The 22,879-nt window shown below is 65.7% G+C and carries 19 protein-coding genes; 9 read left to right on the top strand and 10 right to left on the bottom strand.

What is annotated here, in order from left to right; genetic code table 11:
• Window positions 1-56 precede the first annotated feature (56 nt).
• On the top strand, window positions 57-662 hold the full coding sequence (locus D3I60_RS09015) for a hypothetical protein (RefSeq protein ID WP_262775795.1): 606 nt from the start codon (window positions 57-59) through the stop codon (window positions 660-662).
• Between the two features lie 171 nt (window positions 663-833).
• Here the strand turns inward: D3I60_RS09015 and D3I60_RS09010 are convergent, their stop codons facing one another.
• Window positions 834-4,160, bottom strand: coding sequence for a S41 family peptidase (locus tag D3I60_RS09010; protein WP_262775794.1), 3,327 nt, complete (start codon window positions 4,158-4,160; stop codon window positions 834-836).
• Window positions 4,161-4,247: 87 nt separating this feature from the next.
• On the opposite strand from D3I60_RS09010, the gene argS reads away from it, so the two are divergent.
• Window positions 4,248-5,987 (top strand): arginine--tRNA ligase, encoded by a 1,740-nt coding sequence (argS, locus tag D3I60_RS09005; RefSeq protein ID WP_262775793.1) that lies wholly within the window; start codon window positions 4,248-4,250, stop codon window positions 5,985-5,987.
• Complete coding sequence (locus D3I60_RS09000; protein ID WP_346659559.1) at window positions 5,984-7,270, top strand: MFS transporter; 1,287 nt, start codon at window positions 5,984-5,986, stop codon at window positions 7,268-7,270. The genes argS and D3I60_RS09000 overlap by 4 nt, the downstream gene beginning before the upstream one ends.
• A gap of 204 nt (window positions 7,271-7,474) precedes the next feature.
• On the opposite strand, the gene D3I60_RS08995 is transcribed toward D3I60_RS09000, so the two are convergent.
• Window positions 7,475-8,215 (bottom strand): hypothetical protein, encoded by a 741-nt coding sequence (locus D3I60_RS08995; protein ID WP_262775792.1) that lies wholly within the window; start codon window positions 8,213-8,215, stop codon window positions 7,475-7,477.
• 175 nt (window positions 8,216-8,390) lie between these two features.
• Between D3I60_RS08995 and D3I60_RS08990 the strand changes: the two genes are divergently transcribed.
• Together D3I60_RS08990 and D3I60_RS08985 are read left to right on the top strand one after the other, a co-directional pair.
• Window positions 8,391-8,933, top strand: coding sequence for a peptidylprolyl isomerase (locus D3I60_RS08990; RefSeq protein ID WP_262775791.1), 543 nt, complete (start codon window positions 8,391-8,393; stop codon window positions 8,931-8,933).
• A 38-nt stretch (window positions 8,934-8,971) separates the two neighbouring features.
• Window positions 8,972-9,673 carry a rhomboid family intramembrane serine protease gene (locus D3I60_RS08985; protein ID WP_262775790.1) on the top strand — a complete coding sequence of 234 codons (702 nt, stop codon included), beginning with the start codon at window positions 8,972-8,974 and terminating at the stop codon, window positions 9,671-9,673.
• A 407-nt stretch (window positions 9,674-10,080) separates the two neighbouring features.
• On the opposite strand, the gene D3I60_RS08980 is transcribed toward D3I60_RS08985, so the two are convergent.
• On the bottom strand, window positions 10,081-10,752 hold the full coding sequence (locus tag D3I60_RS08980) for a cell division protein CrgA (protein ID WP_262775789.1): 672 nt from the start codon (window positions 10,750-10,752) through the stop codon (window positions 10,081-10,083).
• Window positions 10,753-11,016: 264 nt separating this feature from the next.
• On the opposite strand from D3I60_RS08980, the gene D3I60_RS08975 reads away from it, so the two are divergent.
• From D3I60_RS08975 to D3I60_RS08960, 4 genes are all read left to right on the top strand, one after another.
• Window positions 11,017-12,162 (top strand): class E sortase, encoded by a 1,146-nt coding sequence (locus D3I60_RS08975; RefSeq protein WP_262775788.1) that lies wholly within the window; start codon window positions 11,017-11,019, stop codon window positions 12,160-12,162.
• A 1-nt stretch (window position 12,163) separates the two neighbouring features.
• The gene (locus D3I60_RS08970) at window positions 12,164-12,331 is read left to right on the top strand and encodes a hypothetical protein (RefSeq protein ID WP_167443994.1); all 168 of its coding nucleotides are present in this window, start codon (window positions 12,164-12,166) and stop codon (window positions 12,329-12,331) included.
• Window positions 12,328-12,972, top strand: a complete 645-nt coding sequence (locus D3I60_RS08965) for an anthranilate synthase component II (RefSeq protein WP_262775787.1) — start codon at window positions 12,328-12,330, stop codon at window positions 12,970-12,972. The genes D3I60_RS08970 and D3I60_RS08965 overlap by 4 nt, the downstream gene beginning before the upstream one ends.
• A 159-nt stretch (window positions 12,973-13,131) precedes the next feature.
• Complete coding sequence (locus D3I60_RS08960; protein ID WP_262775786.1) at window positions 13,132-13,644, top strand: GyrI-like domain-containing protein; 513 nt, start codon at window positions 13,132-13,134, stop codon at window positions 13,642-13,644.
• A gap of 70 nt (window positions 13,645-13,714) precedes the next feature.
• On the opposite strand, the gene pknB is transcribed toward D3I60_RS08960, so the two are convergent.
• From pknB to D3I60_RS08925, 7 genes are all read right to left on the bottom strand, one after another.
• Window positions 13,715-15,613: a Stk1 family PASTA domain-containing Ser/Thr kinase gene (gene pknB, locus D3I60_RS08955; protein WP_262775785.1), complete on the bottom strand. Its 1,899-nt coding sequence runs from the start codon at window positions 15,611-15,613 to the stop codon at window positions 13,715-13,717.
• A 117-nt stretch (window positions 15,614-15,730) separates the two neighbouring features.
• Window positions 15,731-17,548: a protein kinase domain-containing protein gene (locus tag D3I60_RS08950; RefSeq protein WP_262775784.1), complete on the bottom strand. Its 1,818-nt coding sequence runs from the start codon at window positions 17,546-17,548 to the stop codon at window positions 15,731-15,733.
• On the bottom strand, window positions 17,545-19,014 hold the full coding sequence (locus tag D3I60_RS08945) for a peptidoglycan D,D-transpeptidase FtsI family protein (protein WP_262775783.1): 1,470 nt from the start codon (window positions 19,012-19,014) through the stop codon (window positions 17,545-17,547). Before D3I60_RS08945 ends, D3I60_RS08950 begins: the two co-directional genes overlap by 4 nt.
• Entirely contained in the window at window positions 19,011-20,603 is a 1,593-nt protein-coding gene (locus D3I60_RS08940; RefSeq protein ID WP_262775782.1) for an FtsW/RodA/SpoVE family cell cycle protein, read from the bottom strand. The genes D3I60_RS08945 and D3I60_RS08940 overlap by 4 nt, the downstream gene beginning before the upstream one ends.
• A complete protein-coding gene (locus D3I60_RS08935) occupies window positions 20,603-22,027 on the bottom strand; it encodes a protein phosphatase 2C domain-containing protein (protein WP_262775781.1) in 1,425 nt (474 codons plus the stop codon). The genes D3I60_RS08940 and D3I60_RS08935 overlap by 1 nt, the downstream gene beginning before the upstream one ends.
• Window positions 22,024-22,533, bottom strand: a complete 510-nt coding sequence (locus D3I60_RS08930; protein ID WP_262775780.1) for an FHA domain-containing protein FhaB/FipA — start codon at window positions 22,531-22,533, stop codon at window positions 22,024-22,026. The genes D3I60_RS08935 and D3I60_RS08930 overlap by 4 nt, the downstream gene beginning before the upstream one ends.
• Window positions 22,530-22,879, bottom strand: a 350-nt coding sequence (locus D3I60_RS08925) for an FHA domain-containing protein (protein WP_262775779.1), incomplete at its 5' end; no start/stop codon positions are given. The genes D3I60_RS08930 and D3I60_RS08925, both read right to left, overlap by 4 nt.

The raw sequence follows: 22,879 nt of genomic DNA, 5'->3' as shown, positions 1-22,879 counted from the left end.
TTTGCCGGACCCTCGGTACTCTTCCGGGGGCAGATAGAGCGGACGAACGGACGATGATGACCGCTGTAGAACCTGGGCCGAACGGCTCGATGTCACCGAAGGGCAAGCAGACAGCTGCCGGTGCGGAGATCGGGGCGCTCATCGGCGCCGGCTTCGGGCTGCTGTTTCTCATCATCAACACCGGACAGTTCTCGACCCTCGGGCGCACGCTTGTCATCGCGGTCGGCGTCATCGTCTTCGCCGGCATCGCGGTCCTCGCGGTTCGCGGACTGCGGCGGAACCGTGGTAGAGGCGGCCGCCTCGGCGAATCGGGGACACGTGGTCGTCGGGAACCGCCGTTCGGTCGCGCCTACTGGATCATCGTGCTCATCGAGGCGGTCCTCCTGTTCGCCGGAGCCCGACTGCTGGCGAGCCTCGGCCATCCGGAGCTCGGAGTGGCATGGGTGGCCGTGGTCGTCGGCACTCATTTCTTCGCGCTCGGCCGCGTGTTCGGGCTCGACCGCTTCCACGTGCTCGCCACCGTCGTCACCCTCTGCGGAATCGGCGGATTCATCGCCTTCTTCGCCGCGGCTCCGGCGTTCATCCCGGTCATCAGCGGCGTCATCTCGGGCTTCGTGCTGCTCGCCTTCGCCATGTGGGCCCTGGTCCCGACCAAACGGTAGAGCCCGGCACGCATTGAGTTTCGTTCTGTTCGTCATCGGGTTCTGATCCAGTCATCGGAATAAAACTCGATGACTGGATCAGAACCCGATGGCTCCCCACGACGTGGCCGGGCCGAAGCAGCCGCTCACGTCGCTTCGCGTGCGCTCGTGGCCACTCGGCGGGGCGGGAGGTCAGTCTTCGGCGGGGGCTTCGGGGACCCCGGTTCCGTCCTTCTTCAGCGGCTGCACGCGCGGCGGCGGGAATTCCGGAGCCTGGGCGGCGGGACGGGCCTCCAGCCCGGCGAACACCTCGGCGATGGCGCGGTCGAGCTGCGGATCGTCGGCGGCGAAGAGCTGACCGGGATCGTGCTCGACCTCGATATCGGGCTCCACGCCGTAGTTCTCCACACTCCAGCCCTTGCCGTCGATCCAGAAGGCATAGCGCGGCTGCGTCACTCCGGTGCCATCGACGAGATCGTAGCGACCATCGATGCCGACGACTCCGCCCCACGTGCGCACGCCGATCACCGGGCCGATGCCCCTGGCCTGCACGCGCGCGTTGATGATGTCGCCGTCGGAGCCGGAGAACTCATTGGCCACGAACACCACAGGCCCGCGCGGAGCATCTTCGGGGTCCCGGTCCATCTGGTCATAGCTGCGAGCCGCACCCCAGGCAACCACCTGGTCGGCGAAGCGTTCGGCCACCAGAGCACTCGTGTGCCCGCCTCGGTTGAACCGCACATCGGCGATGACGCCCTCGCAGGCCATGGCCTGTCGCAGATCCCGGTGCATCTGCGCCCACCCGTAGGAGGTCATGTCCGGGACATGCACATAGCCGATGCGGCCGGATGACTTCTCGGCCACATACTCCCGGCGGGAGCGCACCCAATCCTGGTAGCGCAGCTTCTCCTCGGTGGGCAGCGGAATCACGGCGACTGTGCGGTCCTTGCGACCGCGGCGCAGAGTGAGCTCGACGATCGTGTCCGCGGCCCCCTGCAGATGAGCGGCGGGACCGGCCGCCTCGTCGACGGGCTGACCATTGACAGCCACGATGACATCGCCGGGCTGCGCCCCGACTCCGGCCTGGCGCAGCGGCGACCTTGCCTCCGGTTCACTGCTCTCACCAGGCAAGATGCGAGAGATTGTCCACCCCTCGGCTGTGCGTTCGAAATCCGCGCCGAGGAAGCCGAGCTTCTTCGACGCATCTCCCAGACCGGTCGGCGGGCTGACATAGGCATGCGAGGTGTTGAGCTCGCCCACGGTCTCCCACAGCACGTCGACGAGGTCGTCATGGGTCAGTGCCTTTGCGGCCACGGCACGCCAGCGCAGCGTGACCGACTCCCAGTCCACCCCGTTCATGTCCTCGCGCCAGTAGTGGTCGCGCATGATCCGCGAGTTTTCCTCGAACATCTGCAGCCATTCGGCCCGACGGTCGAGCTCGAACCGCAGACGTGAGATGTCAACGGAGACGAACTCATCATCGTCGGACTCGACCTTCCGGTTCGCCGGGACCACACTGATCGCATCGTCGCTGCGCACGACGAGCAGCTTGCCGTTCCCGGAGATCGCATACTCATCCGCCTTGTCGACGACGGTGGTGACCTTCCGCTTCGCGAAATCGAAGAACTGGATCACCTCGGCGGGCTTGTCACCGGCGTCTCCCGCCCGCCCGGTGCCGAGCTCACCGGCTTCGACATCCCCGGTGCGCAGCCAGACGAGACCGCCCTCGGCGGATTCGAGATCCCGGAAGACCCCCGAGGCGACGGGGAACGGGACGATGCGCTCCTCCGCTCCCTCGAGCTCGACTTCGACGGTGTCGGCCGGCTTGTCCCCGCGGCCACGCTCGGACTTCGCATCCTCGGCGACCTCGCCGATCGCCCACCCGGCGGCACTCGGTCCGAACGGTGCGGGCTCGTCGGAGGCTAAGGGCAGCAGCCACGGTCGAGTGACGCCGTTGAATGACAGGTCGAAGGAATGCTGGTTGTACGAGGGATCGAAGGTGCGGTCGGAGAGGAATGCGACGAACTTCCCATCCCGGGTGAACGTCGGTGAGAAGTCGTTGAACTTGCCCGTCGTCAGCGGCCGGGCCTCGCGATCCGACTTCACCTCGGCGATCATCAGCTGCGCAAGCAGCTCCTCGCCCTGCGTCGGCTGTGACCACACAAGGTACTTCCCATCGGGGGAGAACCGCGGATCGCGCGCCTCGCCGTGACCCGAATGGCCGACCAGCCGCGTCCGTCCGTTGCCCACCTCGACGGTCCGTATCGACCCGTCGTGGGAGATCGTGGCGAGCATCTTCCCCGCCGGATCCGCCTGCAGATGCAGGACCCGTCCCAGGGCTCCGGCCCCGATTCGCCGAGGCGGCTTGTCCCCGGTCACGGACGCGACCTCGATCGCGTCCTCCCCTTCGACATCCGTGATGTACGCGGCAAACCCGGTGTCCCCGAGGACGAGGGGTTCGCGGGTGCGGATCGACGAATCCGCGCACAGCGCCCGGGCCGGGCCCTCGCGGTGGGCGAGCCAGAAGGTCTTGCCCCGCCATTCCACCACCGAGGCATTGCCTTCCGCGTCGGGGCTGATGCGGTTGAGCCCGGTCTTCGGGTCGAGGCTGAGCGGCTGCACCTGGGTGCCCGGCAGTGTCACTGCGAGGGTGCGGACCTCGGCGTCGAGGCTGTCGAGGATCTTGATCGCCCCACGGGAGTGCCAGACGATGCGGGTGCCGTCGGTCGTGGCGTCACGGACATAGCCCTCGGCCTCGACCTGGTGCGTGAGCTGCCGTGGTTCGACCGAGTCATCACCCGAACTCGCCGAGGTGGCCAGTCCGTCGATGATCCACAGATTCGCCTGTTCATCGGCATGGTGAGGGAAGGTCGCTGCCCGGTCCGAGGTGAACACGAGCGAATCGCCGACCCACAGCGGATCGGTCAGAGAGGCCCCGTCCTCGCGCAGCAGCCGCTGCCACCGGGCCCCGGACCCATCTCCGATGCCGGCAGCGTTCACGTTGCCGACCCGATCGAGCCACAGCCTCGGCGCAGTCCCACCCCGGTAGCGCTTCCAGTGCGCGGGCGGACGGGAGAACGGCGTCGACAGAGCTGTCACTCCCGAATGATGCCTGGCCAGACCCGAGGCACGACCGAACGACAGCCGATCGACCTCACCGTCGAGGCTCACGGACTTCACAACATGGTTGCGGACCTCGAACTCCCCGGCATTCGCACCGACGAGGACACGGGCGGCATCGGCCCACCCGAGCATCGTCATCGCGCTCGACCCCAACCAGGTCAGCCGACGCAGGGACCCGGTGGCCACCTCGGCGACCATGAGCTCTGCCTGGCCGGTGCGGAAGGAGACGAACGCGACGTGCGCTGCATCTGGGGAGATCCTCGGTGACCGGACCGGCGCATGATCAGAGGTCAGGCGCCAGGCGCGACCGCCGGCGGAGGGAACGAGCCAGACATCGTCGTCGGCGGTGAAGGTGATGAGATCGGACTGGATATGGGGATAGCGAAGATAAGTCACGTGACCCACATTACAAGCTCGACTGTGCGGCGACCGCGGGCCGGAACCGATGCCCAGGCAACTTGCACCCGGCAATAGAATGGGCACATGCCATCTCTGACTTCTGTGCTCACGGACCGTTTCTCCGCCGCCCTCTCCCAGGCTTTCGGTGAGGACTTCGCCGGACGTGACCCCGTCATCCGCAGCAGCCAGTTCGCAGACTTCCAGGCCAATGTGGCCCTGCCGCTGGCCAAGGAGCTGAAGTCGAAGCCGCGCGATATCGCCGCACAGATCGTCGAGAATCTCGACCTCGAGGGCGTGTGCGAGACCCCGGAGATCTCCGGACCCGGGTTCATCAACCTCACCTTCACCCCCGACTTCCTCGCCTCCACCCTCGAAACTGGGGATGCCGCAGCGGCACCGGCAAACGAGGCCCCACAGAAGATCGCCATCGACTACTCGGCCCCGAACGTGGCCAAGGAGATGCACGTCGGGCACCTGCGGACCACCGTCGTCGGCGACGCCCTGGCCCGCACCCACGAATTCCTCGGCAACACGGTCATCCGCCAGAACCACATCGGCGACTGGGGCACCCCCTTCGGCATGCTCATCGAGCACCTCATCGACGTGGGAGTCGACTCCGACGAGGCCTCCGAAGTGTCCGAGAACCCGAACGCCTTCTACCAGGCGGCCCGGGCGAAGTTCGACTCCGACGAAGCCTTCGCCACCCGCTCCCGTTCCCGCGTCGTCAAACTCCAGGGCGGCGACGAAGAGACCCTGGGACTGTGGACGACGCTCGTCGGCTACTCCCGCGAGTACTTCAACCGCATCTACTCCCTCCTCGACGTCACCCTCACCGACGCCGACCTCGCCGGAGAGTCCACCTACAACGATATGCTCGCCGAGGTCTGCGACGAGCTCGAGGCGAAGGGTCTGGCCACGATCTCCGATGGAGCGCTGTGCGTGTTCCCCGAAGGCTTCACCGGCCGTGAGGGCGAACCCCTGCCGCTCATCATCCGCAAGTCCGACGGCGGGTACGGCTACGCCACGACCGACCTCGCGGCCGTCCGCAACCGGGCGATCAACCTCGGTGTGAACCGGGCGCTCTACGTCGTCGGCACCCCGCAGGCCATGCACTTCGAGATGGTCTTCACCGTCGCCCGCGCGGCCGGCTGGCTGCCGGAGACCTTCAGCCCCGAACACGTGAAGATCGGCAATGTGCTCGGATCCGACGGCAAGATCCTGCGCACCCGTTCCGGTGCCCCGCTGCGCCTGGCCGAACTCCTCGAAGAGGCCGTGACCCGGGCGAAGACGACCCTGTCAGAGTCGAGCGTTGACTTCGGCCCCGAGGAGGCCGACGAGGTCGCGCGCATCGTCGGCATCGGTGCGGTCAAGTACGCCGACCTCTCCGTGGCTCACGACACTTCGTACACCTTCGACCTCGACCGGATGCTCGCCCCTATCGGCAACACCGCCCCGTACCTCCAGTACGCCGGTGCCCGCATCCGTTCGATCGGACGCAAAGCCGAGGCAGAAGGCGTCGATGCCTCCCAGGTCGCGAATGCTGCGATCAGCCTCGGTGAGGCTGCCGAACGTGAACTCGCGTTGTCGATCCTCGGCTTCGCCGATGTGGTCACCGAGGTGGCCGCCGGGTCGACGCCCCACCGCCTGTGCACCTACCTGTTCGATCTCGCCCAGGCATTCACCTCGTTCTACGAGCAGTGCCCGGTGCTCATCGCCGAGACCGAAGAGCTGCGCGACTCCCGGCTGCGGCTCTCGGCGATCGTGCTCGAGGTCCTCCAGGCCGGTCTCGGTGTGCTCGGCATCCGCGTTCCCGAGCGGATGTGAGTTCGCCTCACCGGCCCTCCGCGAAGAGGATGCTGCCCTGGATCGTTCTGGGCATCGTCATCCTCGCCCTCAACCTGCGCACCCCGATCATCGCGCCGACGGCGATCCTGCCCGACATCCAGGAGGGCACGGGATTCAGCGCGGCCGGACTCGGTCTCCTCACCGGTCTGCCGGTTCTGCTGTTCGCCCTGGCCACGCCGCTGGCGGGGAAGTTCATCACCCGCCTCGGGGCCGAAGCCACGGTTCTCGCCTGTCTGTCCGGTGTCCTGCTGGGCACAGTTCTGAGGTCGGTCGGTCCGTCCTGGCTCGTGCTCGTGGGCACCGGAATCATCGGCCTCGCGATCACCCTGGGCAATATAGTCGTGCCCGTCCTCATCCGCCGCGAGGTCCCGTGGGAACAGGTGTCAATGGTCACCGGCCTGTACTCGGCGATGATGAACGTCGGGTCGATGGCCACCCTCATCGGCACCGGCCCGCTGGCCGCGGCCTTCGGTTGGCGCTGGGCGCTGGCCGCATGGAGCGTTCTCGCCCTCGCTGGGCTCGGTTTCTGGATGGTGCTCATCCGCGTGCGCGTGCGCCGCGAGGGGGAAGCCGCCCGAGCTGCCGCGGAGGCCGTCGATTCGACTGACCCTTCACTCGCCGAGGCGGCCGCCCCCGCCGCGAAGCAGTCGTGGGCCGAGGCTCCCGGCTCCTTCCGAGTGATCATCGCGCTGCTCATCATCACGTTCTCCGGGCAGTCGACCGCCTACTACGTGACGACGACCTGGCTGCCGAGCTACCTCGGCGACACGATCGGGCTCGCCCCGACCGCCGCGGGAGGCACGGCATCTCTGTTCCAGATCGCGGCGATCCTCGGCGCCTTCGGAGTGCCGCTGCTGGCTGTGAAGGCGAAGCCGTGGGTGCCCGTGGCGATCGTCGCCGCGCTCTGGCTGTCCCTGCCTGTGGGTCTGCTGGCGGCCCCCGGCGCGTACTGGCTGTGGGCGACCACCGGCGGCATCGCCCAGGGCGGCGGGTTCACGGCGATCTTCTCGATCATCGCCCGTACCGCCGGCAGCGACGCCCAGACCGCGTCAGCATCGGCGCGCGTGCAGTTCGGCGGGTACCTCGCAGCGACCTTGGCCCCGCCGTTCGCCGGTTGGCTCAATACCGCGACTGGCGGGTGGACGGCACCGCTGCTGCTCATCCTCGCCGCCACCCTCGCGTTCACGATCACCGGTCTCGTGGCCGCTCGCCGTGCCGGAGGCTTCCCCCGAGGCGGGCGCGAGGTCCTCGACCCCGAATAGGCTCTCCCTCCCTTCTTGCTACCCGACGGCGGCCCAGCAACCTCGCGCCAGGTTGCTGGGCCGCCGTCGGGTAGCAAGAAGGAGGCAACACCCACAGAAACACCGAGGCGGCCCACCGTAATGGTGGGCCGCCTCGGCGACGGTGATGCGAATCCGTGGATTCGCCTGGTGACTGACCAGCGTGACTGATCAGTCGTCAGTGACTCAGTGCTTGGCGTCGGAGCCTTCGGCAGGCTTGACGGCCGGCTTCGGTGCGGGGACCTCGTCCGCGGCCTCAGCCTTGGTCGAGGGCACAGCGGTCTGCGAGACCTCGGTGGCCGCGGCCTGGCGCGAAGCCGGGGTGGAACCGACCGGACGGGCATCGGCGGGACGGTTGTTCGGCAGCGGGGTCGACCAGGGATCCTCGACCGGCTGGGCCTTCTTCCACACGTAGTAGCCGATTCCGGCGGCCGAACCGATGACGAGGGTCCACACAAGTGCGGCCTTTCCGCCACCGGACTTGCGAGCGGTGTCCTTCTCGATGCGCTTGCCGGCGTTGGCGAGAGCCTTGCGGGCCTTCTTCATGGCCTTCTTGTCACCGGTGAGGCGGACAGCCAGGTCATCGATGAGCTTCGGGGTCTCGGCAGCGGACAGCGAAGTCGCGGCGTTCGATGCGAACTTGCCGGCGCGTTCGGTGGCTTCGGGGCGGTAGGACTCGAGCTTGTCGGCCCAGTCGTGGACCCGATGATTGGCCTTGTCGGCGAGAGCTTCGACCTGCGGACGCGCCTTCTCAGCGAACTCTTCGGCCTTGCCGGCCAGAGCCTCGACCTGGGGGCGAGCCTTGTCTGCGGCCTCACGCAGCTTAGGGGCTGCGTTCTCGCTGGCATCTGCCAGGACTCGGAGCGACGTCTGCTTCGCGGAATCGAGCTTCGAAGTGAGCTGATCTCGAGTGGGCTTCTTCGACATAAACAGTTCCCAATCCTTAGATGTCTGTGGTCAGGTGATCATTGACCAGTCTACGGCCTAGGGGCAACCCTGTGGACAGCGGACGTCATCGAATTGTCTGCGGATCGCCTGACAGGTTGGGCAATGGACCTGGTGCGAAACTGCATTCGCCGCCTCGGCGTGGAAGAATGAAGGCATGACTACAGCTTCGACACATACCGCAGTCCTGCACACCAACCACGGTGACATCACCATCAACCTCTTCGGCAATCATGCTCCGAAGACCGTGGCCAACTTCGTCGAACTCGCCCAGGGTGAGCGTGAGTTCACCGATCCCTCGACCGGCGAGCCGACCAAGCGCCCGTTCTTCGACGGACTCGGCTTCCACCGCATCATCTCGAACTTCATGATCCAGGGCGGCTGCCCGCTGGGCACCGGCACCGGCGGACCCGGCTACACCTTCGATGACGAGATCCACCCCGAACTGCAGTTCGACCGCAAGTACCTGCTGGCCATGGCCAACGCCGGCAAGCAGATGGGACGCGGCACCAACGGCTCGCAGTTCTTCATCACCACCGCCGAGACCCCTTGGCTCAATGGCAAGCACACTATCTTCGGTGAGGTTGCCGACGAAGCCTCGCAGGGGGTCGTCGACGAGATCGAGGGTGTGCGCACCGCTGCGATGGACAAGCCGGTCGAGCCGGTCGTCATCGAGAAGGTCGACGTCACCGCGAAGTGAGTCACTGTCCGTAGAGGACCGCTGAGTACCATGGTGTGATGGACACACCTGAGGAGGGCTCGGCACGGGAAACCGGCCGGGCCCTCTCTGCATCCCCGCCGCTGATCACCCGCACGCTCCTCATCGTCACCATCGTGGCGTTCCTCGCGGAGCTCATTCCCGGCCTCGACCTGCTGCGCCGGCTGAGCTTCGTGCCTGCACTCACGCTCGAACAGCCGTGGCGGGTGCTCACGGTCGCCCTCGTTCACGAAGAGCCCTCACCGTTTCACCTGCTGGCGAACATGATCGGACTGTTCTTCTTCGGATCCTTCGTCGAGCGGGCGTTGGGGCATTGGAAGTTCCTGACCGTCTACATCATCGGCACTGCGGGCGGTTCGGCCGTGGTGCTCCTGCTGGCCGATCCCCTCAGCGTCGCTTGGGTGACGCATCATATCGGTGCTTCGGGCGCAGTGTTCGCGATCGTCGGTGTCCTCTTGGCCCCGACCCGTCGGCTCGACCGGAACATCGCCGGAGTGCTCGTGTTCGTCGCGCTCAACTTCGGCTATGGATTCCTCGTCGCGGGCGTGTCCTGGGAGTCCCACCTCGGCGGTCTGCTCACCGGATTCGTGCTCGGCTGTGCGGGGCTGCTCGGGCCGCAGCGCTCACGGACGCTCGTGTTCACGTCGACCTCGGTTGGTCTGGTGGTGCTCCTGGCGGCCGGCGGAGCGTGGAAGCTGGCCAGCCTCTCAGCCCTGCCCTGAGCTCGGAGCTCGGATTCCGAACTCGGCTGAGGCCCCTGGACTCAGTCGCAGAGTGCGACGATTTCGACTGCTGGGCGGAGTCGCACAGGTGCTATCAGGCTTCTACCAGACAAAAGCCGTTTTGTGTGCACTCTGCAGTGGAAAATTCTTTGTCCACAAGCTCTATCCACAACGTGGATAACTTACACTCGTGTGTTTAGCTTGGTCAGAGGCTCAAAATAAGTTTTCCACAAGCGACTCACCCAGCTTGGGTATAACTCGTCGCTTGTGGATTGTTGATACCGGGGCGCCGCTGTCGGAGCGAGGGGGACCGGTGAATGCAGATTGTCTGGTCGATCCGCGGTGATTCAGAGCTCGGAATCACCGCGGATCGACCAGACAATCGGAGCGATTGCGGCCGGGGTCGGCTACCGCCAGCGTGTGGACATGATCAGACCCGCCACGAAGAAGGCGAAGCCGATGAGGATGTTCCAGTTGCCCCACGCTTCGACGGGGAAAGCGCCCTGGGTGATGTAGAAGGTGACGAGCCAGATCAGGCCGATGAGCAGGAGGCCGATGAGGACCGGCAGGAACCAGCTCGGGTTCGGTTTGATGGTCTGCTGGCCCGAGGTCGAGGTATAGCTCGCGGTCTTGCGACCCTGCGGGCGCTTGGCGGGATTGCCCGAGCGGGACGTGCGCTTGGCGGCCGCACTCTTCGAGCCGGTTGTCTTGGAGGCCGATGATTTGGAATCAGAGGCCTTCGAGTCGGATGTCTTCGACGACTTGGCATCCTTGGCCGACTTCTCGTTCTTGGTCGAGTCGGACTTCGTGGCCGACTTCTCTTCCTTCGACGCTTTGTCCTTCTTCCCGGCTGCCGCGGTCGCTGAGTCCTTCGCGGAATCGTCCTTCAGATCATCCGCAGCAGACTCCGTCGCATCCGACTCGGTGTCAGCTACCTCGGCGGCATCGGTGTCGAGCGATTCGGTCTCGAGTTCCTCGGCCTCGGTCGCTTCGACCGCTTCTGCGGTTTCGGCCTGCTTCGCCTTGGCCGCCGACGAAGTGCGAGAAGTGCGCTGGGGGCGTCCTTTGGACTTGGCCACAAGTACTCCTTTGTCGGCCGACCGTCGTTGAGGTCGCCGAATGAATGGTTGGGGACGATCGCAGACCAGTCTACTCGGGGCGGGGGTCACAGTGAAAAACTCCGACTACCCTGAAAGCGCCCCGAGCGCGCCCCGAACAATGATTCTCATAGGATAAAGTGCATAGGGGTGTCCCCGCCTGTCTTCTTCGACGGCCCCCGACAATGCAGTGACAGTCACGGAGCAGAAGTGGTGAATAGTTCCTCCTCGGGTAACGAACCGGGCGTGAATCCGCCCTCGCGACCCACTATCCGTCCTGCTCAGAGACGGCAGGCTCCATCTGACTACGGTGACCAGCAGCTCGGTCACTCCGCCGATCAGTCTGCAGGTGGTTCCGGTGCCGCCGGCGATCAGCCGTTGCCCAGCCGACGCGAGCTGCGACGTAGGGAAGCCGAAGCCGCCGCAGCCCAGGGCGAACCGACCGCCGTCTACTCCGACGCCCCACCCGTCTACGAACAGCCCCACCCGACGCACGCGCAGGCTACACAGGCCATGCCCGCGGTCCCCCAGGGTCACGGTGGACCGCAGACGCACGGCCACGTCGGCGAGGATCAACGCCAACCGCAGGCCGCACCCCAACCTCAGGGCCGGCCTCAGACCCGCCGCCAGCGGCGACGCCAGCCCGTGGAGAAGGAACCGCTGGGCCCGATCCGCGGGACCGTGCGCACCTTCGGCGAACTGTGCATCACGGCCGGTCTCGTCCTCATCCTCTTCGTCGTCTGGCAGCTGTGGTGGACGGATATCCAGGCGAACCGCGACAACGAAGTGCTCGCCGACGAACTCACTCAGGACTGGGCGAACCAGGATCCGAACGAGCTGCCCGACGACCCGGACGAACCAGTGGTCTCCGACCCTGTGGGCAAGAACGAGGCCTTCGGCATCTTCTACATCCCGCGCTTCGGCGACGACTACTACCGCACCGTCGCCGAGGGCGTCGACCTCGAACCCGTGCTCAACCGGATGGGTGTGGGCCGCTATCCGAACTCGGCGATGCCGGGCGAAGTCGGGAACTTCTCCATCGCCGGCCACCGCGTGACCTACGGCAAGCCGCTCAACCAGATCGCGAATCTGCGCCCGGGCGATGAGATCATCGTCCAGACGAAGGACGGCTTCTACACCTACACCTTCCGCAACTTCGACATCATCCTCCCCGATGCCGTCGAAGTGCTCTCACCCGTGCCCGACGCTCCCGACTTCAAGGGCAAGGACCGGATCCTGACGATGACGGCCTGCAACCCGATGTTCTCCGCCCGGGAGCGCTACGTCGCCTACGCCGAACTCACGGACTGGACGCCGGCCGGCGACGGAGCGCCGGACAATATCAAGGACTCGAAGGCCTATGACAAGGTCAGCAAGAACGGCGGTGCCTGATATGTACGCATTCATCTGGCGGATCCTCCCGGGCAATTGGGTGGTCAAGCTCATCCTCGCCCTCATCCTCATCGCGGCTGTCGTGCTGCTGCTCATGCAGTACGTCTTCCCCGTGATCGCCCCGTACATGCCCTTCAACAACGCCACAGTGACCGAAGGCGGACAATGACAAAGATCCTCGTCATCGACAACTACGACAGCTTCGTCTACACGCTCGTGTCCTATCTGCGTGAGCTCGGCGCGGATGTCGACGTCGTCCGCAACGACGACATCCCCGCCTCCGCGATCGCTGAGACCGTGAGCGCCTACGACGGCGTGCTCCTGTCCCCGGGCCCCGGCGTGCCCGCAGAATCCGGGGTCTGCCCGCCCCTTCTGTCCTGGGCGGAGACGGCCGGCATGCCCGTGTTCGGCGTCTGCCTGGGCCATCAGGCACTCGGCGAGGTGTTCGGCGCCGAGGTCACCCACTCTCCCGTGCTCATGCACGGCAAGACCTCGGTCATCACCCACGACGGCGAAGGCATCTTCTTCGGCTGTCCGAGCCCGCTGACAGTCACCCGCTACCATTCGCTGGCGATCGTCGACGAGACCCTCGACCTCGAGAAGTTCGCCGTCACCGCCCGCACCGACGACGGCATCGTCATGGCCATCGAACATCGGGAGAAGCCCCTGTTCGGCGTCCAGTTCCACCCCGAATCCGTGCTCACGGAATGCGGCTACCTCATGCTCGGCAACTGGCTTGAGGTGTGCGGTCTCGAAGGCGCCGCCCAGGCGGCGGCGGGCATGTCGCCGCTGGCGACCGCGATCGCCTGAGAATTCCCGCCGATCCCTGTTCTCAGGGTTCTCGCCGAGGCGGCCCATCGTTATGATCGTGAGCACAGTGATCCCTGTGCTCAGATGATCCGAATCCGCGCCGGGATCCGTGCATGGCCTCAGGAGCCGTGCACTGCCGACGAACAGGAGACACCGACGATGTCAGAGCCGACCTATCTGCGCGACGAACCGTTCACCGAACTCACCGTCATCGAGGTCCCTGCCACTCCGGCGGCGGTGGTCGAGGCGCGTGAAGTGCACATGTCAGACCTGCCGGAACTCTTCGACGCCTCGTTCTCCGGTCTCTTCCCCGTGCTCTCCGAAGCGGGCCTCCAACCCGCGGGACCGGCTTTCGCCCTCTACACTCGACAGCCGAGCGAAACGGTGGATCTGCAGGTCGGTATCCCCACCTCGGCGGGGCTGAAGAGTGCGCAGCCGATCGCCGGCGGTCGACTCGTCATCCCTGCGGAGCTGCCCGGCGGATCCATGGCCGTGCGCAGCCATCTCGGCGGATATGACGGGCTCGGTGAATCCTGGGCGCAGCTGCTCAAGGACGTGATGGCGGCCGGTCACCATCCGGGGTTGCCGTTCATCGAACTCTATGTCACCGAGCCCAGCCCCGAGGAGGACCCCGCCGATATGCGCACCGACCTGTTCCTCACCTTGGAATGAGAAACACCGACGCAGCGGCCGGGCCAGTCGAAGACTGACCCGACCGCTGTGCGTTCGAGGACCATGGCGCTCAGTTGCCGATTATGCCTTCGGACCAGTTGTCGAAGAGCCCTCCGCCCATCGAGTCCTTGTCCTTCTTATCCTTGTCCTTCTTGTCTTTCTCGTCGTCTCCGCTGTCACTGCCGCCGTCGTCACCGGGAGCGGTCGGGATGCCACCGGGGATCGAGGGGATCGAGGGAGACGGCTCCGGCGGCTTCTTGGCCACCTTCACGGTGATCTCCGAGCCCTGCTTGACCTCGCTTCCGCCGGTCGCGGACTGTTCGAAGACCTTCTTCTCATTGTGTTCGTCGGTCTCGACCTCTTCGGTCTTGCACGTGAGCTGGTACTCATCGCCCTCGAGCGTCTGGCAGGCCTCCTCGGCGGTCTGGCCGGTGACATCGGGGACCTCGACCATGCCCGAGGAGACGACGAGATCGACGTTCGAATCGACATCGACCTCCTGACCGTCGCCGGGCTTGGTCTCGATGACCACGCCCTTCTCCACGTCCGGGGAGTTCTGGGAGATATGGGTGCCGGCCTGCAGCTTCGCGTCGTTGATGATCTTCCGCGCCTGCTCCTCGGTCTTGCCGGAGACGTCGGGGACCTTCACTGACTCGGGGCCCGAGGAGATGATCAGCTTGACGACGCTGTCCTTCTCCACGGTCTGACCTCCGGGAGGATCGGTCTCGATCGCCTTGCCCTCATCGACTTCTGCGCTGTATTTCTCGTCGCGGTCGACTCGCAGACCCTGTTGGATGAGCGCGGATTCGGCCTCATCGGCGTCCATGTTCGCCACATCCGTGACTTGGACCTCGATGACCTCAGGCGGCTTGTTGATCTCATAGACCCACAGGGCCACGGCGGCCAGCGCGAGGAGGACGAAGATGCTGCCGATCCAGACCCAGGCGCGCGACCGCTTCTGCGGCGGACGTTCCTCCTGATTGGTCATGATCGCCGATACGGGCCCGGTTTCGGGAGTGGGCTCGGCCTCGTTGGCATGAGCCAGCGGAGCGGTCATGGGCGGGGCCATCATCGGATACGCCTGCGTGGCCTCGACACCGTCCTCGAAGCTCATGGGACGGCCGTCGCGGGCGGCGAGCACGTCCTCGCGGAAGGTGTAGGCGTCCTGGTAGCGGGCGTCGCGGTCCTTGAGCAGAGCGTGGAGGAGGAGCCGGTCGACGGCCGGTGGGATGTTCGAGTTATAGAAGCTCGGCGGCTGAGGAGTCTCTCCCACGTGCTGGTAGGCCACGGCCAGCTGGGAGTCGCCGACGAAAGGGGGACGACCGGCCAGCAGCTCGTAGAGCAGGCAGGCGGTCGAGTACAGGTCGGAACGGGCGTCGACGACTTCGCCGCGGGCCTGCTCGGGGGAGAGATACTGGGCGGTGCCCACCACCGACTGGGTCTGCGTCAGTCCCGAATTGTCCTTGAGCGCTCGGGCGATGCCGAAGTCCATGACCTTGATGTCGCCCTCAGGGGTGAGCATGACGTTCGCGGGTTTGATGTCGCGGTGGACGATGCCGTTGCGGTGGGAGTATTCGAGCGGAGCCAGGACCCCGGCGATGACGTTGAGCGCCTCGTCGACGGTGAGGGTGCCGTGCTCGTTGAGGACTTCGCGCAGGGTCTGGCCCTCGACGTATTCCATGACGATGAACGGGACGGACACCGACGAGCCGCCGGATTCGACGAATTCCTCTTCGCCGGAGTCATAGACGGAGACGATCCCGGGATGGTTGAGACCGGCCGCGGACTGGGCCTCGCGCTTGAGGCGGGTGTGGAACGACGGATCGCGGGCGAGATCGGAGCGCAGAAGTTTGATGGCCACGCGACGGCCGAGGCGATTGTCGACGCCCTCATGCACTTCTGCCATGCCCCCACGGCCGAGGAGCGCACGAACTTCGTAACGCCCCGACAGCACCTTGGGTTCACTCATGTATGTCCTCCGCTTGTCTCACCCGAGCTTCAGGCTTCATTCTCACCTGAACCGGGTCGAGTTTCAGTATCTCAAACTCTTCGCTTCTCTTAATCGATGCTCTGTATCGATCACTGTCTAGTCATTGCCGTTGTTTCCGTTCTGGTTGCCGCCGGCCTCCGAGCTGCTCGCCGAGCCCGGATTGCTGCCCGCCCCGTCGTTGCCGCTGTTCGGGTTGGAGCTGCCGGAGGTGTCGGCCGAATCGGTCGATCCCGAGGTTTCCGACTCGCCTGACGTGTCCGTCGACGACGTGGAGTCCGATTCGCTCGAGGTCTCGGAGTCCGACGACGAACTCGACGAGCTCGAGGATTCCTGATCGGAGGACGAACCGTTGTCACCGGAGTTCGAACCCTGATCCTGCGAATCGGATGAGGAACCGGAATTCGAGCTCGACTCCGAGTCATTGCCCAGACCCGAATCGGATCCGGAGTCCGAGGCCGGTTCTTCGGGCTGCTCGGCGGGACCGGCGGAGATGTAGAGGGTCACGGTGTCACCCTCTTCGAAGGTGTAACCGTTGTCGCCCTCGCCGACGTCTGCGACGGTTCCGGCCGCCCGATCCGAGTTGATGTCGGTCGTCTCGACCTCGAGTCCCTTGTTCTCGAGGTTCTGCGTCGCCGAGGATTCCGTGAGTCCGATGTAATCGTTCTTATCGATCTCGATCGTCTTCGCCGCCTCCGAGGTGGGGGCCGAGGTCGACGGTTCCGGTTCGGGTTCGGCATTGCCTCCGCCGAGGAAGAACCACAACAGGGAACCGACCGCGATGAGGGCGATGATCGCAAGGATCCAGATGAGGACGCGGCCCTTGTTCGACTGCTTGTCCTTTTCCAGATCCTGATTCTGCGGATCGTTGGGATCGATCTGTCCCGAGTTCGCCGAGGCGGCTCCGGCACCGGCGGCACCAGCGCCGACGATTCCGGCGGCACCGTTCGGGTACACCTGGGTCGCATCGTTCGAGGAGGTGACGGGCAGGGTCTTCGTCGTTGCTGCCGGTTCCGGGTTGTTGAAGACCTGGGTCAGAGCTTCGGACGCCGCGGCTCCGTGCCGCATCTGCGGCACGAGCTCCTCGGCGCCGGCGATGTCCCCGGCCGAGAGCGCCTCGGCGGCCTTGGCGACCTTGAAGGCATCGGAGGGACGGCGTTCGGGCTTCTTCTCCAGCAGGCAGTCGACGAAGCGGCGCAGCGGTTCGGAGACCGTGTCCGGCAGCGGCGGATGCTGCTGATTGACCTGGGCGATGGCGATGGCCACCTGTGAGTCTCCGGTGAACGGACGCTGGCCGGCCAGGGCCTCATAGGCGATGATGCCCAGAGCATAGAGGTCGGAACCGGGTCCCGAACCCTTTCCGGTGGCCTGTTCGGGGGCGAGGTACTGGGCGGTGCCCATGACCTGCCCGGTCTTCGTCAGCGGTGCCTGATCGGTGACTCGGGCGATGCCGAAGTCCGTGATCTTGACCCGGAAGTCCGGGGTCATGAGGATGTTGCCGGGCTTGATGTCACGGTGGATGACGCCCACCTTGTGTGCGGCGCCGAGGGCCTGAGCGGCCTGTGTGACGATGGAGAGCGTATCGGTCTCGGACAGGGGAGCACTGCGCTCGATGATGGCCGACAGAGCTTCACCGGGCACGTATTCCATGACGAGGTAGGGCGAACCCTGCTCGTCACCGTAGTCGTAGACGCCGGCGATTCCCGGGTCGGAGACTCGGCCCATGTTCTGGGCTTCAGCACGGAACCGGGCGAGGAAGGTCGATTCGGAGAGGTACTCGTCCTTGAGGATCTTCGCCGCGACCTCGCGGCCGAGCACGGAGTCCACACCCTTCCAGACCTCGCCCATGCCGCCGACGGCGATGCGGGAGGTGAGTTTGTAACGGTTGCCCAACAGGGTGCCTTCGACGGGTCTCATTTCTCGACCACCGCTTCCATCATGTTCTTCGCGATCGGTCCTGCGACCGTCGCACCATAAGCTTCATTGCCCGCGTTTCCACCGTTCTCGACTACGACCGCGACCGCGACCTGAGGGTCGTCGGCGGGGGCGAAGGAGATGAACCAGGCATGGGGTGCCGCGCCCTTGGCATGCTGGGCGGTGCCGGTCTTCGCTGCGACCTTCGTATCGCCCATCTTCGCCACCGAGGCGGTGCCGTTCTCGACCACACCGGTCATCATGTCGGTGAGCTTGTCGGCCGTATCTCCGGACACGGGGCGGGACATCTGGCTCGGGCGGGTCTCGGAGATCGGCTCGAGGGTGTTCGCATTGAGCACCCTGTCGACGAGCTGGGGCTTCATCATCTTGCCGCCGTTGGCGATTCCCGCGGTCATCATCGCCATCTGCAGCGGAGTCGACCTGACCTCGTACTGACCGAGGGAGGACTGAGCCAGCTGCGGCGGATTGAGGTCGGACGGGAACGAGGACGGGGTGACATTGAGAGGGATCTCGAGATCCTCGCCGAAGCCGAACTTCTCGGCCTGCTTCGCGATTGCGTCTTCTCCGAGGTCCATTCCCAAGGAGGCGAATGAGGTGTTGCAGGATTCGGCGAGCGAATCGGCCAGCGTCGGCTTGCCCCCGTTGCGGCAGGCACCGGGATGCGAGTTGCCGATCGTGGCCGTCGTCTGCGGCAGATCGAGCGTGGCGGGTCCGTTGAGCTGGGAATCGGGCTCGTAGTCGCCTGATTCCAGGGCGGCCGCGGCGACGAGGACCTTGAACGTCGAGCCGGGCGGGTACAGGTTGCCGCCGATAGCGCGGTTGTAGGCGGGCTTTCCGTCGGCGGCTTCGAGGTTCTTGAAGGCCTGGCTGGCTTCGGTCGAGTCGTGGCTGGCCAGGGCATTGGGGTCCCAGCCCGGGGTCGAGGCCATGGCCAGGATCTTCCCGGTCTTCGGGTCGAGAGCCACGGCGGCGCCGTTCTGGTTGCCCAGCCCGTCCCACGCGGCCTGCTGCACCTTCGGGTCGATCGTCAGCTCGACGGCGGCGCCGCGCGGCTGCTCACCGGTGAAGAAGCTGCCGACCTTGTCATAGAACAGGGCGTCGGAATCGCCGGAGAGGTAATCGCCGGCGGCGCGCTCCATCCCCGAGGCGCCGGACACAACGGAATAGTAGCCGGTCAGCGAGGCGTAGGCGCGCGGATCGAGGTTGTCCGAACCGTATTTGCGCTGGTACTTGTACTTGTCGTCGACGGGCTCCGAATAGGCGATCGGTGTGCCGTCGACGAGGATCGGACCGCGATCACGAGCCAACTGGTCGAGGATCCGCCGGTTGTTCAGCGGATTGTTGTTCAGCGAATCCGCGGTCACGTACTGCACCCAGCTCGTCGACCCGAACAGGAGCGCGAACATGACGAATCCGACGACGGCGATATGCGTCAATGGCTTCTTCATCGTTCACCTCCGGTGGGTCGTTGGTCGGTGGCATCGGTGTCGTTCGGTGCCTGGCCGCGGGGCCGTGCGCCCGCGGGTGGCAGATTCGTGGTCGGGGCTTCGCCATCGAACACGCGGGAGTCCGCCGGCGGCAGGTTCGTCGTGGGGGCATCCTCGTCGACGGTGAGCGCCGATGAGGGCGTATCGTTGGCGCGAGCAACCGCGGGAACGGGTTCGGAATCCTCGGTGATTCTGAGCACTCCGGTGTGGAATTCCTCCACGGGGCGCCTGGCATTGTCCGAGATCCGCAGCAGCAGGCCGATGATCATCCAGTTCGCGATGAGCGAGGAACCGCCCTGTGCGAGGAACGGCGTGGTCAGACCCGTCAGCGGGATGAGGCGCGTAACGCCGCCGACGACGACGAAGACCTGCAGGGCGATCGTGAACGACAGTCCCGTGGCCAGCAGAGTGCCGAAGCCGTCACGCAGCTGCTGAGCGGTGCGGATTCCGCGCTGGAAGATGAAGAGGTAGCACAGCAGGATGACGAAGAGTCCGGCCAGTCCGATCTCCTCTCCGAAGCTGGCGTAGATGAAGTCGGATTCGGCGTAGGGGACCATATTCGGTCGGCCCTCACCGAAGCCGGTGCCGATGAGTCCGCCATTGGACATGCCGAACAGGCCCTGCACGAGCTGGTAGGAACCACCGGGAGTCTTGTTGTACTCCTCGGCGGTCAGCGCATTGAGCCAACCGGACACACGCTGTCCCACGTGGGAGAAGAGGAAGGTCGCCGCAACCGCGCCCGCGGAGAAGAACCCGAGGCCGAGGATGATCCACGAAACCTTCGAGGTAGCCACGTAGAGCATGGCGACGAAGAGGCCGAAGAAGAGCAGCGAGGTGCCGAGGTCGCGTTCGAAGACGAGCACGCCCACGCTGGCGACCCAGGCGACGACGATGGGTCCGAAGTCGCGCAGACGGGGGAACCGGATGCCGAGGATCTTCGGCCCGGCGGCGACGAGCTGGTCCTTGTAGGTGACGAGGTAGCCGGCGAAGAAGATGGCCAGCAGGATCTTCGCGATCTCGCCGGGCTGGAAGGACAGAGAGCCGACGCCGATCCAGATCCGGGCGCCGTTGATGGTCTTGCCGATGCCGGGGATGAGCGGCAGCAGAAGGAAGACCAGGGCGGCGAAGCCCGAGACATAGGTGTAGCGGCGCAGCCAGCGGTGGTCGCGGACGACGAAGATCACGGCGATGGCCAGGCCCACGCCGAGTGTCATCCACACCAGCTGGGTCATCGCCGAACCGAGGTATTCGTCGCGGCCGAGATCGACGCGGTAGATCATGGCCAGGCCGAGGCCGTTGAGCAGCACCGCGATCGGCACGAGCACTGGATCGGCGTATTTCGCCTTGATCCACACGATGATGTGGAGGATGACGCCGAGGGCCGCCAGCCATGCGGCATAGCCGTAGACATTGGCCGGGATGGTGTCTTCGACGCCGAGGCCGACTAGGGCGTATGCGGTGGTGGCGACGGCAATAGCCAGGATCAGGAGACCGAGCTCGGCCAACCGGTAGGTTCTGGGGCGCGCGGTCTGCGAGGGAGCCTGGTTCATCACTGCGACTCCCGGGTGATGGCGTCACTGGGGTCGGCAGACTTCGAATCCGGAGGTGAGGGGGCCGGGTCGCTCGGACTCGTCGAGTCTTCGACATCGCCGGACATGCCGGAGGAGCGATCGGATTCCTTGCGCAGATTGTCGATGATGCGATCGGCCTCATCGCGTGACCCGGCGGGTATCGATCCGCGCAGACGGTCCTGGGAGTAGCTGTTGAGGCTGCCGACCTCGATGTCCGTGGTGTCGACGAGGCGGCTGAGTTCGATGGGCCCGAGCGTCGTGTCAAGACCGCGATAGAGGGAGACCTTGCCGTCGTCATCGGCGACATAGTACTGGTGGCTGACGTAGTTGTAGGCGAAGAATCCGCCGATGGCCAGCGCGACGATCACGATGGCGGTGATTATCCATCCGAGGTAGGACCTTTTCTCGACCTCATCGTCGAGGTCGGCCTCCTCGTCTGCCGCGGTGTTCGTCCGCAGCTGCTGAGTGGTTCCGTCCCGTGCTCCGACGTCCTCGCCGTCCACGGTCTGGATCGGTGCGGTGTCGGCGGACACGTCGTCCTCGGCGAAGGTCGCATGGGCTTCGGTGTCCACGGCCGCCTCGGCGTCGGGGTTCGCACCGATCGCGGCGTAGCGGGGGTTGAGGTGGACGGAGCCGACGGACACGCCTTCGGTGGTCTCGACCTCGCCTTCGAGAACGTCGCCGACGACGACGGTGACATTGTCGGCTCCGCCGCCGGCCAGCGCCAGGTCGATGAGCTGACGGCAGGCCTCGTCGGGGTCAGCCACCTCTTTGAGTACGCGGGTGATGTCGTCGATATCGGCGAATCCGGTCAGACCGTCCGAGCACAGCATCCAACGGTCGCCGACCTGGGCCTCACGCAGGGACAGGTCGAGGTCGGGGGAGGCCCCGACATCGCCGAGGACCTTCATCACGACCGAGCGCTGCGGGTGTGTCTCGGCCTCCTCGGCGGTGATCCGGCCTTCGTCGACGAGCATCTGCACGAACGTGTGGTCGTGGGTGATCGGCTGGAGTCTGTCATCGCGGAGCACATAGCCGCGGGAGTCTCCGATATGGGCGAGAGCGAAGCGGTTGCCGGGAGCGCGCAGCACGGCGGTGACGGTGGTGCCCATTCCTGCGAGTTCGGGCTGTTCGCCGACGCCGCGGCAGATGCGGTCATTGGCCTCGAGGATCGAGGTCCGCAGGATTTCGAGGGCGTCCTCGCCTCCGGGCTCGTGATCGAGTTCGGCCAAGCGGGACACGGTGATCGCCGAGGCGACGTCTCCGCCGGCGTGACCGCCCATTCCGTCGGCGATGAGCAGGAAATTGGGTCCCGCGTAGCCGGAGTCCTGGTTGTTTTTACGAACCAGCCCGGTATGAGACCGGGCTGCCGAACGGAGAGTGATGGTACCGCCGGTCGTCACGATTGGGTCTCCAGGGTCGTATGTCCGATGGTGATCCGGGTGCCGATGGCCAACTGGATGGGCCCGGTCATGCGCGAGCCGTCGACGATGGTGCCGTTCGTCGACCCGAGGTCTTCGAGCATCCAGGCTCCGTTCTTCGCCGAGATCCGCGCATGATGGCTGGAGGCGAAGTCGTCATTGATGATGATCGTATTGTCCGGAGCTCGGCCGAAGGTCACGGGCGCTCCCGAGAGCATCAGCGTCTGCCCGGCCAAGGGGCCGTCGGTGATGCGGATGGTGCCCGGATGAGCGTGGGCGACCGGGGCAGCCGACGGGCGAGGTGCGGGAGCCGGCCGCGACGGTGGCGGCGGGGCGGACTTGGAGCCGCCTCGGCGAGCTTTCTTTCCGGCCCGGGCTTTCCGGGGGCCGAAGATGTCGCGGCGGAGGACTCCGGCGACTCCGAGGACGAAGAGCCATAGGATGACGAAGAATGCCAACCGGAAGACGGTGACGGTGAATTCGCTCACTGGGCATCCCGCTCGTTGTAGTGGACCTCGGCCTCTCCGGCGAGGAGGACATCGCCGTCGGACAGGGTCGCCGATGTCAGTTTGCGTCCGTGCAGAAGCGTGCCGTTCGTCGACCCGAGGTCATTGGCCACGGCGCGGTCGCCTTCGACGACGATCTCGAAGTGACGTCGTGAGACGCCGGGATCGTCGATGACGAAGTCCGAGCTCGACGAGGATCGGCCGAAGGTGTTCGTGCCCTGGCGCAGCATCTGTGTGCGACCGTCGATGGTGACGCTGGCTTCGATTGAGCGCGCGGGTGCCGGCGCCGGTGTGGGCCGGGCGGCAGGGTTCGGTCGCGAGGTCGCGG

Origin of the sequence: Brevibacterium permense (assembly GCF_025506275.1) — a bacterium.
In the GTDB taxonomy this organism is placed as follows: domain Bacteria; phylum Actinomycetota; class Actinomycetes; order Actinomycetales; family Brevibacteriaceae; genus Brevibacterium; species Brevibacterium permense_A.
Note: the sequence above shows the minus strand (reverse complement) of the source record. Positions and strands in the feature narration are given on the sequence as shown.